Origin of the sequence: Microbacterium immunditiarum (assembly GCF_013409785.1) — a bacterium.
Taxonomy (GTDB): domain Bacteria; phylum Actinomycetota; class Actinomycetes; order Actinomycetales; family Microbacteriaceae; genus Microbacterium; species Microbacterium immunditiarum.
This window is the reverse complement of the sequence record NZ_JACCBV010000001.1, coordinates 127,181-141,130: the sequence shown is the minus strand read 5'-3', so window position 1 is coordinate 141,130 and position 13,950 is coordinate 127,181. Positions and strand designations below refer to the sequence as shown.

11 protein-coding genes are annotated in these 13,950 nt (G+C 69.5%); 1 reads left to right on the top strand and 10 read right to left on the bottom strand.

The genetic code is table 11. The annotated features are described in order from the left end of the window. Window positions 1-78: 78 nt before the first annotated feature. Complete coding sequence (locus tag BJ991_RS00590) at window positions 79-645, bottom strand: hypothetical protein (RefSeq protein ID WP_179486540.1); 567 nt, start codon at window positions 643-645, stop codon at window positions 79-81. Then, complete coding sequence (locus tag BJ991_RS00585) at window positions 642-1,718, bottom strand: DUF4238 domain-containing protein (protein ID WP_179486539.1); 1,077 nt, start codon at window positions 1,716-1,718, stop codon at window positions 642-644. Before BJ991_RS00585 ends, BJ991_RS00590 begins: the two co-directional genes overlap by 4 nt. A 248-nt stretch (window positions 1,719-1,966) precedes the next feature. Between BJ991_RS00585 and BJ991_RS00580 the strand changes: the two genes are divergently transcribed. Next, window positions 1,967-4,972 carry an AAA family ATPase gene (locus BJ991_RS00580; protein ID WP_218852829.1) on the top strand — a complete coding sequence of 1,002 codons (3,006 nt, stop codon included), beginning with the start codon at window positions 1,967-1,969 and terminating at the stop codon, window positions 4,970-4,972. A 64-nt stretch (window positions 4,973-5,036) separates the two neighbouring features. On the opposite strand, the gene BJ991_RS00575 is transcribed toward BJ991_RS00580, so the two are convergent. The 8 genes from BJ991_RS00575 to BJ991_RS00540 are packed head-to-tail and all read right to left on the bottom strand — an operon-like array spanning window position 5,037 to window position 13,950. Then, window positions 5,037-5,486, bottom strand: coding sequence for a single-stranded DNA-binding protein (locus tag BJ991_RS00575; protein WP_179486538.1), 450 nt, complete (start codon window positions 5,484-5,486; stop codon window positions 5,037-5,039). A gap of 46 nt (window positions 5,487-5,532) precedes the next feature. Continuing rightward, window positions 5,533-6,024 (bottom strand): hypothetical protein, encoded by a 492-nt coding sequence (locus BJ991_RS00570; RefSeq protein ID WP_179486537.1) that lies wholly within the window; start codon window positions 6,022-6,024, stop codon window positions 5,533-5,535. Continuing rightward, window positions 6,017-6,412 (bottom strand): hypothetical protein, encoded by a 396-nt coding sequence (locus BJ991_RS00565; RefSeq protein WP_179486535.1) that lies wholly within the window; start codon window positions 6,410-6,412, stop codon window positions 6,017-6,019. The genes BJ991_RS00570 and BJ991_RS00565 overlap by 8 nt, the downstream gene beginning before the upstream one ends. Continuing rightward, entirely contained in the window at window positions 6,409-8,160 is a 1,752-nt protein-coding gene (locus tag BJ991_RS00560) for a type IV secretory system conjugative DNA transfer family protein (RefSeq protein WP_343048573.1), read from the bottom strand. Before BJ991_RS00560 ends, BJ991_RS00565 begins: the two co-directional genes overlap by 4 nt. A 50-nt stretch (window positions 8,161-8,210) precedes the next feature. Further along, on the bottom strand, window positions 8,211-9,443 hold the full coding sequence (locus BJ991_RS18545) for an AAA family ATPase (RefSeq protein ID WP_179486531.1): 1,233 nt from the start codon (window positions 9,441-9,443) through the stop codon (window positions 8,211-8,213). Window positions 9,444-9,460: 17 nt separating this feature from the next. Next, complete coding sequence (locus BJ991_RS00550) at window positions 9,461-11,014, bottom strand: hypothetical protein (RefSeq protein WP_179486529.1); 1,554 nt, start codon at window positions 11,012-11,014, stop codon at window positions 9,461-9,463. Further along, window positions 11,015-12,508 (bottom strand): PrgI family protein, encoded by a 1,494-nt coding sequence (locus tag BJ991_RS00545; protein WP_179486527.1) that lies wholly within the window; start codon window positions 12,506-12,508, stop codon window positions 11,015-11,017. It abuts the gene before it with no gap. After that, window positions 12,505-13,950 carry a hypothetical protein gene (locus BJ991_RS00540; protein ID WP_179486525.1) on the bottom strand — a complete coding sequence of 482 codons (1,446 nt, stop codon included), beginning with the start codon at window positions 13,948-13,950 and terminating at the stop codon, window positions 12,505-12,507. The genes BJ991_RS00545 and BJ991_RS00540 overlap by 4 nt, the downstream gene beginning before the upstream one ends.

Genomic DNA, 13,950 nt, shown 5'->3' with positions numbered 1-13,950 from the left:
GGGAATGCAGCGCCAACAGTCGAGGGAACCACGACCGGTCGGAACGCGACCGCCGTCGCAGGGCTCAACGAACAGCGGTCACTGGTCTTCGACTTGCTCCGATTGGCCTAGACCCAGGAGGAGACCGAAGAGCAAGGTTGTGCCGCTCTGGAATGTCACTTCGTCAAGGTCGCGGTTGTCGAAGTCGGGGTTGGCGCCGATGTGGATCGGACCCCAGAACCGGTCGAGTGCGAGCATGATCTCGTACAGCTGCACGAGCAGATCAGCACGAACATCGTATTGAGGGTCGATCAGGAACCGCGCAAGCTCGTGTGCGATCTCATTTCGGTGGATGCGCACGCTCTCAAACACCTCGACCTGAGAAGTCGACAACGCACCTTCTTGCTGGAGCCAGGTCAGCGAAGCGACCAATGCGTTCGGCTTGCCGTTGTGGCGTTTCGTGTCGAGCCCCAGCACTTCCGATTCATAACGATCTTGAAGATGCCCAGTGTCGAAGCCGACCGTGAAGAAGGCGCGCACATCATCGACGATGGATGTCTTGACCAGCTCGTAGCCTGTCAGCAGTGCGCCAGCGCGGGTGAGGGCGTTGCGCATCGTGGAGCTGCTGAGCTTGGCGCGAATCTGGTTCGCGAAGTCGTCGGTCATTGGCGGGCTCGCTTCCTCGTCGAGCCGATGAACCCGAGGAGAGTGTCGACGGGCCACTCGGAGAAGTCCAGGAACTCTGCCTCGGTTGGGAATGGGCGGGGTCGACGGGGTGGAGTCGGAGGCAACATGCTTGCGAGATCGTCGTCTGGATGAGCGAAGAGAACTTCATCCGCGTTCCACAGCGTGGCCAGGTTGATCGCGTTCGCGTACGCGCGCTCACCGTCGAACTGCCCGTCTCCGGGAGCCAGCGGAAGGACAAGCGCAGCGTGTCGATCGACCGCGACTGTGACATAGGCAGTGTCGCTGAGGCCGAGCGGCAGCCAGGATGGCGAGAAGTACTCGTCGGCCATCCCGATGGGATTGTCCGAGGTGCACAGGGACTGATGGTCGAACTGCACGAGCACCCAGCCACGCGCAAGGAGTGTGGGGACGACCCCGGCCATACTGGCCCTGATGATGTCCAGATGCATCCCGGTCGACACCCGACCCTCGGTGGCGTCGTAGGACTCGACTTCTTCTCGCAGGAGTTCACGCTCGGCGTCGCTGAACTCCCAGCCCAAAGCGGCAAGCTTTGCTTCGAGCCGGCCGAGAGCGCCTTCCTGCTGGAACTGCGCGATGAGCACCGCGGCGATCTTGGCGGAGTACGCGCGCCTCGTCGGAGTTCGCACGTTCTGAAGCGCGATCCACTCCGCCAGCGCCCGACGGGTCTCAGAGGTCGGGGGCCACACGCCGTCGTCAACGATCGACCTGACGGCGTCGGCCGCAGCACCCTCGAACTTGGACGCCCACCCCTCAAACGCGAAGTCACGGTTGCCATCCGGATCTTGCGGAACATAGAAGAACTTGCGCACGGCAGCATCATTCACGGACACCGGAATCGGCTTGCCTTCGCCATCGATCGGCACCCGGTGGAGCAAGGAACCTCGCGCGAAGCGGGCGAGATGAGCCTTGTTGACAGTGTGATTACGGATAGGCAGATTCTGGTTTCCGGGATCGGAAGATGCCGCTTGGTCACCTGGCCGATCCTGGCCGAGCTCGCGTTCCCCGCCCACTGCGCGACCGCGAGCCGCCATCGAACGCCCCCTACTACCTCGTGATCGAGCTGAATAGCCGAAGATTACCGCGGCCGGAACCGACACCTCCGATTCACACAGGCGGCCAGTAGCCGGCTTGAGCAACCACGACGACCCTGGTGGGATGCACGCAGGCACTTTCTGTGCGCTCCGCGCGTTCGGGCGACTTCGGTAGCGTCCGTGCGCGCTCGTTCCGAGTGACTTGCGTATCCACGACGCAGGTCGGCAAAGTTGCTTATGCTTCGCATATGCGTGGCGGACTGGAGCGGTGGAAGCGCGGTCAGGGGTCGCAGGGTGTGCGGCAAGCGGTCGCTTATGCGTTCGATGGCGCGTGTGACGCGCCGCACCCGCGGGCAGCTGGCGTCAGCGCTCTGACCGGCTATGCAGAAGGGTCCCTCGACCGGTTCGTCGTGGTCGATGGTGTGATCGCTCGTGACCGGTTGAACCCGTCTCAGCTGACCCGATGGGTGGACGGGCCGGAACCGACGACCGGGGCCCGGCGGGGACGCGACCTGCGCTCGCCGGAGACGGATCTGGTGCTGGACGGGACGATCAACGCGCCGAAGTCGTTCAGTATCGCGGCGATGCTGCACCCCGAGTTGGCGGTCGAGTTCGAGGCGTTGCAGGATCGGCTGCGGGATTGGATCCTGCTGCTCTGGCAGCGCGAGTTGAATGCGCGCCGCGGGGCTGGCGGGCGGGTTCGGGAGTCGCTGTCGCGGATCGAGGTCGTCGAGCTCCGGCACCGCCGGTCTCGGGCGCTGGACCCGCACGTTCACCGGCACTTGTGGTTGAGCGTGAAGGTGCAGGGCGCGGATGGCCGGTGGTCGAATGTGGACTCCCGGGTGGCGATGAGGCTGCATACGCTCGTCAACGCGGAGGGTGAGCTGCTGGCCCGCACCGATCCGAGGTGGCGGGCGGCCCTGGCCCGATTCGGCTACACGATCGATGCGAACGGCGAGATCGGTGGGCTGGCGCACATGGTGCGTCCGCTGTCGCGCCGGTCGAACCAGATCGAGGCGAATCGGGCTATCAAGCTGGCGCAGTGGCGTGCCGAGCATCGGGGCCAGGAACCGGGGCCGGTCGCGTTGCGGGCGATCGACCGGTGGGCGTGGGCGCATGCGCGGCCGGACAAGCCCGTCGCGTTCGCGGAGGAGGACTGGGCGGCGATGATCCGCGGCGAGCTGGCGACGCTCGGTCCACCGAGGCCGATGGCACCGTCGCCGCCGCCTCGAGTGGGGAGGCTGGATCGGAACCTGCTGGCGGGCATCGCGGTCAACGAGGCCGACCAGCGCGCCGCGTCCACCGGCGGACGGTTCAGCGTCATCGATGTCCGGGCCGGTGCCACCCGCGCGGTCGCTGCGACCGGTGTGATCGCGGACCGTGCCGTTCTGGCGGAGGTGATCGACGATGTCACCGCCCGCGGCCTCGCCCTGACGCTCGACCTGCTGCCCGGCGAGTCCCGCGTGCCTGCCCATCTCAAGCACCGCATGTCGGTCCCCACCGCCACCGTCAAGCGGGAACTGTCGGAACGGTTCCGCACGCTGAGCACGCCGGGAACGCCCCTCGCCAGTGACGATCTCGCTCCGGCGGCGGCACGCATGATGGCGGACCATGCGCTGGACGTCGGCCAGCGGGATGCCGCGGCGGCGATCGCCGGGACGGACCGGCTGGTCACGATCGTTGGGCCTGCAGGTACGGGCAAGACCACGATCCTGCGCGCGGCCGGTAGCGCGTTGGCGGCGCAGGGAAGACAGATGGTCGTCGTCGCTCCGACGAAGAAGGCGGCCGCCGTCGCCGCCCGCGAGGTCGGCACTCAGGCTGGATCTTTGCATGCCCTGCTGGTCGACCATGGCTGGCGGTACGCACCCGACCCCACGGGGCGCACCGCGTGGAGACAACTGCAGGGAGGTGAGCGGGATCCGGTCACTGACGCCACCTTCGGCGGCCCACGCCGATACATGCTGCGGGCGGGAGACCGAATAGTGGTCGATGAGGCTGGGATGGTCGACCTGGACACGGCGCGGGCGCTGGCGATCGTCGCGGAGCAGACCGGTGCGGGGATCGCGATGGTGGGCGACCCGCTGCAGGCCCGCCCCGTCGGTCACTCCGGAGCGATGAGCATCATGCACCGCCACAGCGACCGCACCGTGGAACTCATCGACGTGCACCGCTTCCGCGACCCCGGCTACGCCGCACTCACCCTCCGACTCCGTGATCCTCGCAGCATGAGCGACTCGATCGCAGCGGCCGCCGAACTCGCCGACCGTGGCCTGGTCCACCGCGCCGGTCACACGGATGAGGCGCGCGCGTACATCGTGGACCGGTACTTCCACTTCGCAGCCCGGCGGCAGCGGGTCGCGGTGGTCGTGGGCAGCAACGCCGAGGCGCAACTGATCAACGAGACCATTCAGCAGCGACGGATAGACCACGGCGACCTCGATCCCCGCCGGGTCGTGCTGGGCCGCGACGGGCAGCACCTGCTGGTCGGGGACATCGTGCAGACCCGACGCAACGACCGTCACACCGGCGTCGACAACCGCGCGACCTGGACGATCACCGACATCACCGCCACCGGAGTCCACCTGGCCAGCGTCACCGACCCTCTCGACACCCGCACCGTGTCAGGGGCGTACTGCGCCGAGGATGTGCACCTCTCGTACGCGTCGACGGTGCACGGCATCCAGGGGGACACCACGCATGCCTCGATCGTCGGCCCTGACGTGGACGCGGCGGGCCTGTATGTCGGGATGACACGAGGGCGCGTGCACAACGAGGTCGTCACGATCGCCCGCGACGACGCCGAGTCGACCGCACAGGTCGCGGCGATGATGACCCGCGGCGTTCTGGAACTCACTTTCGGCGACGGCGTCCGCGCCGCCTCGTCCGAGCTCGGCCGCGCCGCCCGCGAACCCGAGGGTAACGAGCGCTCCCACCTGGCAGAGACGGACCCTGGCACGAAGGAACCTTGGCTGGCCCGCGCGGCGTCCACAGCGCTGACCCTGGCTGCGCGGCTCGCTGACCTGGACGCCCGCACTCACGCCCCCCGCCGCACCCTCGAGCAGTGGGACGAGCTCACGGCGCTACGACGCGACGGACAGCGACTGCGCGACGCGCTCGCCGACGCGACAGCAGGCCATCAGAACGCCGGGGACAGGGTTCCGCGAGATCGAGGGCACGCGCGCGGCGTGGATCGTGCTGCGCCGGAGTCTGTGGGGAGCCGTCAACGCTCGGCGACGGGTCCTTCCCTGCAGTGACTGAGGTGGGTACAGAGGTGCGGGCGGGAGTACACTGACTCCCGCCCGCACCCTTCGATGGGGTTCAGCGTGCGATCCCGACACCGGTGGCTGCCGGTTCGGCTACTGGCCCCGTAGCGTAACGCGACGCTTCGGGGCCGTTAGCTTTTGGGACGTGCTGGATCGCGACGGACGCGAACTTCAGCGACGCTCCGACGGTGTCGGCGACGACGTCGCGGGACTCGCGGGTCTTGCCGGTGTCCTGGTCCTCGAACGTGGAGAACCGCAGCTCCCCGTTCACGATCGCCTGGTCGCCCTTCCGTAGCGACGCGACGACGTTGCGGGCTTGCTGGTTGAACACCACGACACGGTGGTAGATCGTGCCGGCGTCCTCCCACTGTCCGGTGGTTTCGTTTCGTCGGCGGTCGTTTACGGCGACGGTGAACCGGGCGTACTCGGTGCCGGCGTCGCTGGTGCCGTGCTCGGGGTCACCGGTGAGGTTTCCCTCGATGGTGAGCGGGATCCTGGTCGACATGATTGCTACCTTCCCTTTCTCTCGTTGACATCCCCGGGCGGGGGTGTCAGGTGCCGTGGGCCTGGCTGGTCCACGCGTCCCATTCGTCCCCATCGGCGGCTCCGGCCCAGGAACGAGGCTTGATCGGCTGGTGACCGCTGCTGCAAGAGCCGCTGTACGCGGCACGCAACCTCGCTGGAGCGAGCGCCCAGCGTTCGTGCCAGCCGACCGGCCCGAATCCAGCATCGGTGCGGTCGAACGACGCGTTCCACGCGGTGTGCAGCGCGGACAGCTCCTCGACGAGCGCGGCGTGCCGCCACCAGCACGGCGGGACGAGCGCGACCGGGACGTCGTAGCGGACGGTCACCCACTGCACCCAGTCCCGCAACGCGATCCAGTGCTCGCGTGCCTGCTCGTCGGGCAGGTCCCGCCACTTGACCGGGGTGGCGCCCAACGGGGCGGAGTCCCCGCCCCGGTCGCCCGGGTCGCCGGTGGCGGCGCCCAGCTCGAGGGCGGCGACGATCTCGTCGACCGACATCTCCTCGTCCTCGTCATCCATGCTCCGCCTCCCCTCCCGGGGTGCGCAGCGCGAGGCGGAGGTGGGTGAGGGCGAGGAGAGTGGCGCTGCGGCGGTCACGGTGCTCGGCGAGCACCCGGTCTCGGTCGATGAGCCGGTGCAGCAGTTCGTGGCAGTACGGGTGCATCGCGACGAGGTCGTCATGCCGCTCCCCGGCCCGCCAGACGCGGCCGGTGCGGGTCACGCGGGTGTAGTCGACGTGGTGCAGCTCCAGCTGTCGGCGGGTGGCGGGGTTTCCGCAGGCGGCGCAGCCGAGACTGCCGCGGCGGCGCTGCTCGCACCCGAACCAGCGGTCGCGGCGACGGAACCACACCACCGACCGCAGATACCCGTCGGTGTACGCGCTGGTCCGGTGTCGGCGGTTTGTCACTCGCCTTCCTCCTCCGGTGGGGCCGGGGGTGGGGCGTAGCGGGCGGCGAACACCGCCTGCTGCTCCCGCTCGGTAGCCGCCTTCCCGCCCCGGATCATTCGGGCATCGCGGCGCTGATCCCACCCGTCCAGGTCGAGGAGCACGCTGCGCCGGTTCCTATAGGCGAGAAGCCCCAGGGTGGGCGGCATCCTCCGCAGCTCGTCGATGCTCAGCAGCGGCACCCGATCCTCCTGCACGGTGGTCGAGGAGCCGCCGTCGCGAGAGGACCAGGACCGTTGCGTGCGGGCGCGGGTACGGGAGCCGAGGAGGGACTCGATGTCCCGCAGGTGCGACACGTTTGACGCGCCGCCGAGGAGGACCTTCGCAGTCGCGGCCGCCCAGATGGTGTCCGCCTCCGCCTTCGACCAGGCCGTCTCTGCCTGAGACAGGGCCTGCAGCACGACGAAGGTGCAGATGCCGCGGCCACCGCCGTCGGCCATCACCCGGGGAAGCGCCGCCCACCGGAACAGGTTCGCGATCTCATCCAGGATCAACCCCAACGGCAGTCCCAGCCGCGCACCCGGTGAGGCGAGCGCGGTGCGCCGGGCGACCTCGACGACGTCGTCCAGCAGCGCGCCGAGGAACCCTCCCATCGCCCCGGCGCCGGCCCCGGATCCGAGCAGGTAGAGCGTGTTCTGGCCGGTGAGGAACTCGGCCGGGTCGAACCGGTCGCCGGGGCCGGGTTGGAGGGCGTCGCGAATCTGGGGGATCGCGAGCGGAGCGACGGCGGCTTGCACCCCGAACCAGGTGGAGGACAGCAGCTTCTCGTCGCCGGCGAGGATCGCGTCCAGTCCGTCGCCCCACCCCGCGGCGCCGTCCGTGCGGAGAATCCCGACGGCAGAGCGAGCCAGGGCGGGGTTCGAGCCCCACTGGTAGAGGTCGCTGACCGTGCGGCCGGAGACGGCGGCGGCGTGCAGCAGCCGGGCCAGGACGGTTGAGGCAACCTGCGCCCATTCCTGGTTGTGGCTGCTGGTGCCCAGCGCCGTCCCGGTCACGATCGCCGTCCCACGCTGGGTGGCCACCAGCGGGTCCTCGCACCCGGCGATCGGGTCGATGCGCAGCGTGTCCCGGATCCCCGAGATCCCTTGCGGGTCGAACACCAGCACATCACCGCGCTGCTGCCGCATCCGCAACGTGGCGGTGAGGTTGTCGTTCGTGGTCGATGTCGTCACCAGGGGGCCGGCCCAGTCGAGGATGGCGGAGATCAGCACCCGGTAGCCCTTGCCGGAGCGGGGCGGGCCGACCACGGCGACGGAGTCCTCGATCGACACGAGCACATTGACGCCTCGCGACCGGCCCACCCGCCACCCCACGTCGGTCGGCTGCGGCCGCTGCAAACCGGGTCGCAACTGCGGGCCGCGGCGCAGCACCGCCTTTCGCGACAAGTGCGCGGTGACCTCTCCGGCGGACGCGAATCCCGCCCTTCGGTGCAGGTCGCGCACGAATGCCCGATCAGATCTCCGGTAGCGGCCCCACCACACGACACCCACCGTCACGCCCCCGATGAGAACCACAAGCAGGACGATCCCGAGCACGCGGAGCGCGGCCACCGGGATCCCGCAGCCCGGTGCCGGGTCGTAGCCGCTGGCGTCACCGGTCAGGATCAACCAGACCCCCGAGAACAGCGAGTCCAAGCTCGGAGGTGCGCCACACGCGACCCGTGTGGCCAACTGGACGAGCACGTTCGTCCCCGCGAGCACGAGCAGCACCGCTGCGGCTGCGGCGAGCCCGACCCGGGGGAGGATGCGGTCGGGGTCCATCAGTCCAGCTGCTTCGTGGTCGCGGCCGCGGCGGCGATCCACGCCCGCTTCGTGTCCTTGCGCAGCGCCGCGAACCGCAGCGGCCCGGACTTCAGGGCCGGGTCGAACGGGATGGTCTCCACCCGCACCCCCAGCTCCCGGAACCCGGCCACCACCCGCTGGATCTGCGCGATCGCGCCCTGCTCGGGGTGGGAGACGATGACGACGGCCTCCTCGGCAAGCTTCGCGGAGTGCGCGTCCCTGCCCTGCAGCTCTTCCAGCAACAGGACGGCGGATTCGGCGGCGTCCGGCGCCGCCGAGGTGGGGATCACCAGCTGGTGGGCGTGGTCGACCATCCGCAGCCAGCGGTCGGCGGACTCGTCGTTGCCCGAGTCGAAGATGACCATCCGGTAGTAGCGGACGGCGACCTGCATCAGCCGGTCGAACTCGGCCGCGCCGATGCGCTGATCCACGGCCAGCAGGTGCGGGTTGGAGCGGAGCACGTCGTACTTGTCATCCCGCTGATGGTGCACGTACTCGGCGATCTGCCCCGCCCCCGCGTCCGGCGCCAGCAGATGGTCGGCGGAGGGCAGCAGGTCTTGCACGGTGCCCTGGTGGGCGCCTTGCTCGGTGCGCCAGCCGAGGGTGCCGCGGGTGTCGTTGTTGTCCCAGGCCAGCACCCCGGCGCCGCCGTGCCGGGCGAACACGGCCGCGAGCATCGCGGTGGTCATCGTCTTGCCCGCGCCGCCCTTCCCGTTGCCTACGGCGACCACCCGGCACCCCGCCCAATGGGAAGACACCGCCTGCACGCTTTCCCAGTGCTCCCGCTCCTGCCGGGACGCGGTCACGGGCAGCCCGGCGGCAGCGAGAAGGCCCCGGATGCCACGGTGCGGGCGCGGCGGTGCCGGTTCGGTGGTCACGAAGGACACTCGACGGCGCAGCGCCGGCGGGGACGGCACATGCTCCGCGGGGACCGCGGCGAACGTCGGTGTCGGCAACGCGAGTACCGGGGTGGGGTTGGTGGGAGGGTCGGGATCGGGAACCTGGCGGACTTGTCCGTCGGGTGTCACGGCGACGCGGTGTTCGCCGCGATCGCCGGAGATGATCACGTCGAGCTCCACCCCGGCGCCGACCGCGTCACTGAGGGCGCGGTCCAGGATCGCCGCGCGGATATCCTGCGTCTCGGTGGGGGTGATGAACTTCATCTGCCCGGACGGTCCCCAGTAGGTCGCCGTGTCGCCGGTGACGGTCACTCGGACGGTATCTCTGGTCATGTCCATTCCTGCTGTTCGGGCCAGACCGCCTCCAGCACCGCCGGGTCGAACACGGGCGGTGCGGGGGCGGCGGTGGGGTCGGTGATGGCGTCGTCGGTGTCGAACAGGGTCCGCTCCCATCCGGTGGAGGTGCAGAACCCGTCCACCAGGTAGGAGAACTGGCCCACGTAGGCGAGGAACCGTCCGGATTGCAGGCCGCGGGCCATCTCGGTGTGATGCGGTGGCAGGTTCAGCCGGGCGGTCAGCGACTGCTGCTCCTGGTGGTTGACGCGGAAGATGAACTTGTTCTCGATGTCCCCGGCGATCGAGTACGCGAGGTGGCGTTCCTGGGATTGGGCGTCGCCGACCGCGTCCAGGTCGGTGAACTTGTGCAGGATGACGATGTTGCTGATCCCGTAGTGGCGGGACAGCTTCAGCCACTGCTGATACATCTGCAGATTTTGAAGCGACCCCATGTCCCGCCAGCCTTCTTCCCGGACCACGTAGCGGGTGCGTTTGGCGGCGCGGTCGGAGATCACCGCCTGCACCCATGCGGTTGTGCACACCTGCGTCAGCTGGGCGACGAACTCGCCGCGCGCGAACAACTCCGATGTGTCGACGACCACCATCGGCGCGTCGGCGTCGAACTCGACCGTGGACTCGTCCTCGAACAGCCCGGACAGGTCGCCGTGCACGAACCGTTGCAGCACGAACCGGGGCCGGCTGGTCGCGACCCGCACCTCGGCATCGGCTGGGTCGGTCGACGCGGCGAGCTCGGCGAGGTGTGCGAGCACCGCCCGCAACGTCGGGTGATCGCCGGTCGTGGTGACCGCGCGGTCCAGGGCGGTGTGCAGGCAGACGTGCTCGACCGGGGTGAGCCGGGCATCGCGGGGCAGGGTCATCTCGACGAGACTGCCGAGCGTGGCCATCCGCCGGTCGCGGACCATTTTCTCGTGCTCGTCGTCACTGGCGCCGGTGCGGCGCGGTCCCCGGTTGAGGGGATTGAGGGTGGCGCGGTGGGTGCCGCCGAGCCGGATCACCTTCCCGCCGACCGCTTCGGCGACCGGTCCCCATTCGCCCTTCGAGTCCGACGGCACCACGGTCTGGTGCCCGAACGCCAGCGAGCGGGTGGTGAGCATCTTCACCACCGCGCTCTTCCCGGACCGGTACGCGCCGAGCACGAGCACGTTGGTGGAGAGAGTGCCGCGGCCGGTGGTGTCGGTGTATGCGTCCCACGGGGAGAAGTGCCACAGGCTGTCGGCGTTCAGGTCCACGCCGAGCACGGGCCCGCGGTGACCGATGCCGGTGTCGGCGACGAACGGATACATGCCGGCGATGTGCTGACTCGTGGCCCGGTGCGCCGGCACACGCACCCGTGCCGGATTCCAGTACCCGCCCCGGGTCAGCCCCACCCCGAGCCGGCTCCCCGGCGGCGCCGGCGGCAGCACCAAGCCGGACGCGCTGGACGTGCCAGGCTCCTGTGCGTGCAGCAGCGCGATGGCCCGTGCCTCGGCGCGCCGCTGCTTGCGGGTGCGGTCGGGCGCGGTGATGGTGATCACGTTGCGGGGCATCTACTTCATCCCCCAGCCCAGCGGGAGGGCGTTGACCAGGAGGGCTTCGGCTTGTTGGCAGTACAGCACCTGCGCCTCCATTCCGACCTGTCCCATGGCGTTGCGGGCACCGGCGACGGACTGCTCCAGCGTGTCTTCGTCGCGGGCAGTGATCGTGAGGTATCCGCCGTAGGTGTATTCGCCGTGACCGGACACCAGCTCCTCTTCCTGTTGGCGCAGGGCGGCGTAGTCGGCGTCGTCGGCCGCGGACCCTTCCCGGCCGCGCTTGGCACGCATTCGCTGATTGGAGCGCCAGACCCGCTTGTCGTCTTGGATGCGTTTGAGCGCCTTCGCGATGGGGCCGGGGGTGAGCACGATGGTGAGGATGTGCGCGACGGCCTGGTTGCTGATCGGCAGCCGGGCGAACACCAGCGGCTCGAGGAACCCGACCGGCGCGTCGGTACGCGGCCATTCGTGGATCCACATCGTGGTGTGTACGCCACTGTCCGTTCTCACGATCCCGTTCCGCCCGCGTGGTTCTTCCAACGCCATCGGCCCGATCGCCGCCAGATCCAACCCGGACAGGTCTCCGGTGCGGTCGTCGAGGGCGGTCAGGAACTCCGGGTCGAATACCGCCCTTGCCAGCCCCGCCCAATCCCGTGGCGACACCCACTTCCGCACTGTCTTGCCCGCCGTGCGCAGTGCTGCGGTCACGTTTCCCGCTTCCATCGCGGCGAGGGCGATCACCGCGTCCTTCCCACCGCCGAGCGCACGCACCTGGGCGGTCAGGTCGATGAGGTCGAAGGTGAGCGTGAGGTAGTTGCGGTGCGACACGGCGAACCGCTCGCCCAGGTCGAGCACCTCCTGGTAGTTGCGAACGACAGCCGAGCCCGGGTCGACCCGGCGGCGCCGCGTGGTGTCGTTGAACGCGTCCCGGGCGGCACGGATCGTGGTGTGATGCGTGCGCTCCTGCAATGCGACCCGCTTCACGCCCGGGCGCTGCGTGAACGGGCCCAGCACGTTGGACCACTGCCGGGCGAGCTCGAGCCGGTCCTGCGCGTCCCGCATCAAGAACCCCTGCACCTCGAGCTCGGCGGTGATCGACACGGTTCGTTCGTGCGGGTGGTACGCGACCGCCATCCCGTCCGCTGACCAAATCTGCACGAACCCGGCCCGCCCCGGCAGGTTCACCGTCCCTTCCAGCCGCTTCGCCTCCGGCCTATAGGTCGCCTTCGTGGTGCCGGTCGCGTGCCGCACGTGCAGCAGAACCCACAGGGTGATCATGGTGGGGCAGGGCAGCCCGTGGATCGTGATCACCCCCGCCACCGCGAGCGGGATCGAGACGGGCGCGGCGATCAGCACCCCGGCCAGGCCGAACCGGTTCACGGCCAGGAACAGGAAGCCGATCGCCGCGCCGATGCACATCAGCTGCCCGCCGTCCAACCCGAGCAGGACGCCCTGCCGGGACCGGCGCGCCAACCGCACCGGGCGCGCTACGGACTCCGGAACGCTCATGACGTCCTCCTCGCTGGACTCGCTGGCGCCGCAGCAGGTGCGGGCGCCGGCAGTGGGGCGGTGGACCCGCCGCTCAAACTCCGCGCTGGGGATGCCGTCGTGGCCGGTGCCGACGCGGTCGCACCGGCGGGCTGGCGCGGGGAGGATGCCCCACCGGCGCTTCCGCCTGCGGGTGCGGGGCCGCGGGAGACGGACTGTCCGGCGGGGCTGGAGGCGAGGCGGGTGGGCATGCGGATGATGGTGTGCGCGGCAGTGGACCCCGCTCGGGCGGTGGTCGCGCCCATGCGGGAGCCGATGGAGTCCACCGCGACACCGCCGAGGAAGCTGAACAGCCCGAAGATCGCGAACGGAGCGACCGCGACCGCGGCAAGCCCCACGACGAGCGGCCACGCTGCTGGGTCCCAGATCGTCTTCACCCCGGCCAGCCCGTGCACGATCAACGACACGAACCCGATGGTCAATGGCCCTGTCAGCAGGAGAGTCAGAAGTGCGGAGATGTAGCGGATGACCCAGTCGGGGCCGATCCGCCGCAGCGGGAACAGCATCCACGCGACCGGTCCGATCGCGACCAGCGCGGCAAGGCCCAGGTTGCGGAACATGAACACGAAGATGAGCAGCACCATGGCTACCAGCAGGAGCCCGTGCATCAGGTACGCGAAGAACCATGCGGCCTGTCCGCCGGCCCACATGACCGACTGCATGGTGCGGAACAGCCCGGTGATCCCGTCGCGGGACAGGATGTACCAAGTCATGTCATCGACCGCGTTCACCAGGTGCCCGGTCACCCACAGCGTGAACGGCACCATCGGGAGTGCCAGGGCGCAGCGCAGCAGAGCCCCGACCAGCTCTTCCCGGTCCTTGTTCACCGCAGCGGCGGTGATCGTCCAGATCATCGCCAGCAGCACGACGAACAGCACCGCCCACCGCCAGAACGCCCACTCCCCGACGGCGGCATCCCACAGCACCGACTCCGTGTTGAACGACACGTTGGTGGCCATCACGTACATCGCCGCGGTCGCCGAGATCGCCATGCCGCGACCGGCTCCCTCGAACGCGGCACACGCGAGGTCCCCGAAGCTGCACCCGTAGTCCACCAGAGTCGGCTTCCCTCCGCGGGCCTCGATCAGGGGCCGGTGATCCTCGAACGTCGTGCACACCAGCGCCGTTCCCGCCGCCGTGACCACGCCGAGGTAGCACTGCTGCGCCACAACGAACGACGGATCGACCGGTGTGCAGGACACCAGATCGCCCTCACGTTTGCACTCCACCGGATACCCCGGCGCCGACCACGGCTCACCAGACACGGGCGCCTCGACCGCCACAACCGCCGCGCGCGGCGACTGACCGACCCCCGTCATCGTCGCATCGGCGTGCGCCGAGGCCGGGAGAGCGACGAGAGCGAGGGCGAGCGCTGTGGTGGTGAGCGCGGGGAGGCGGCGCAT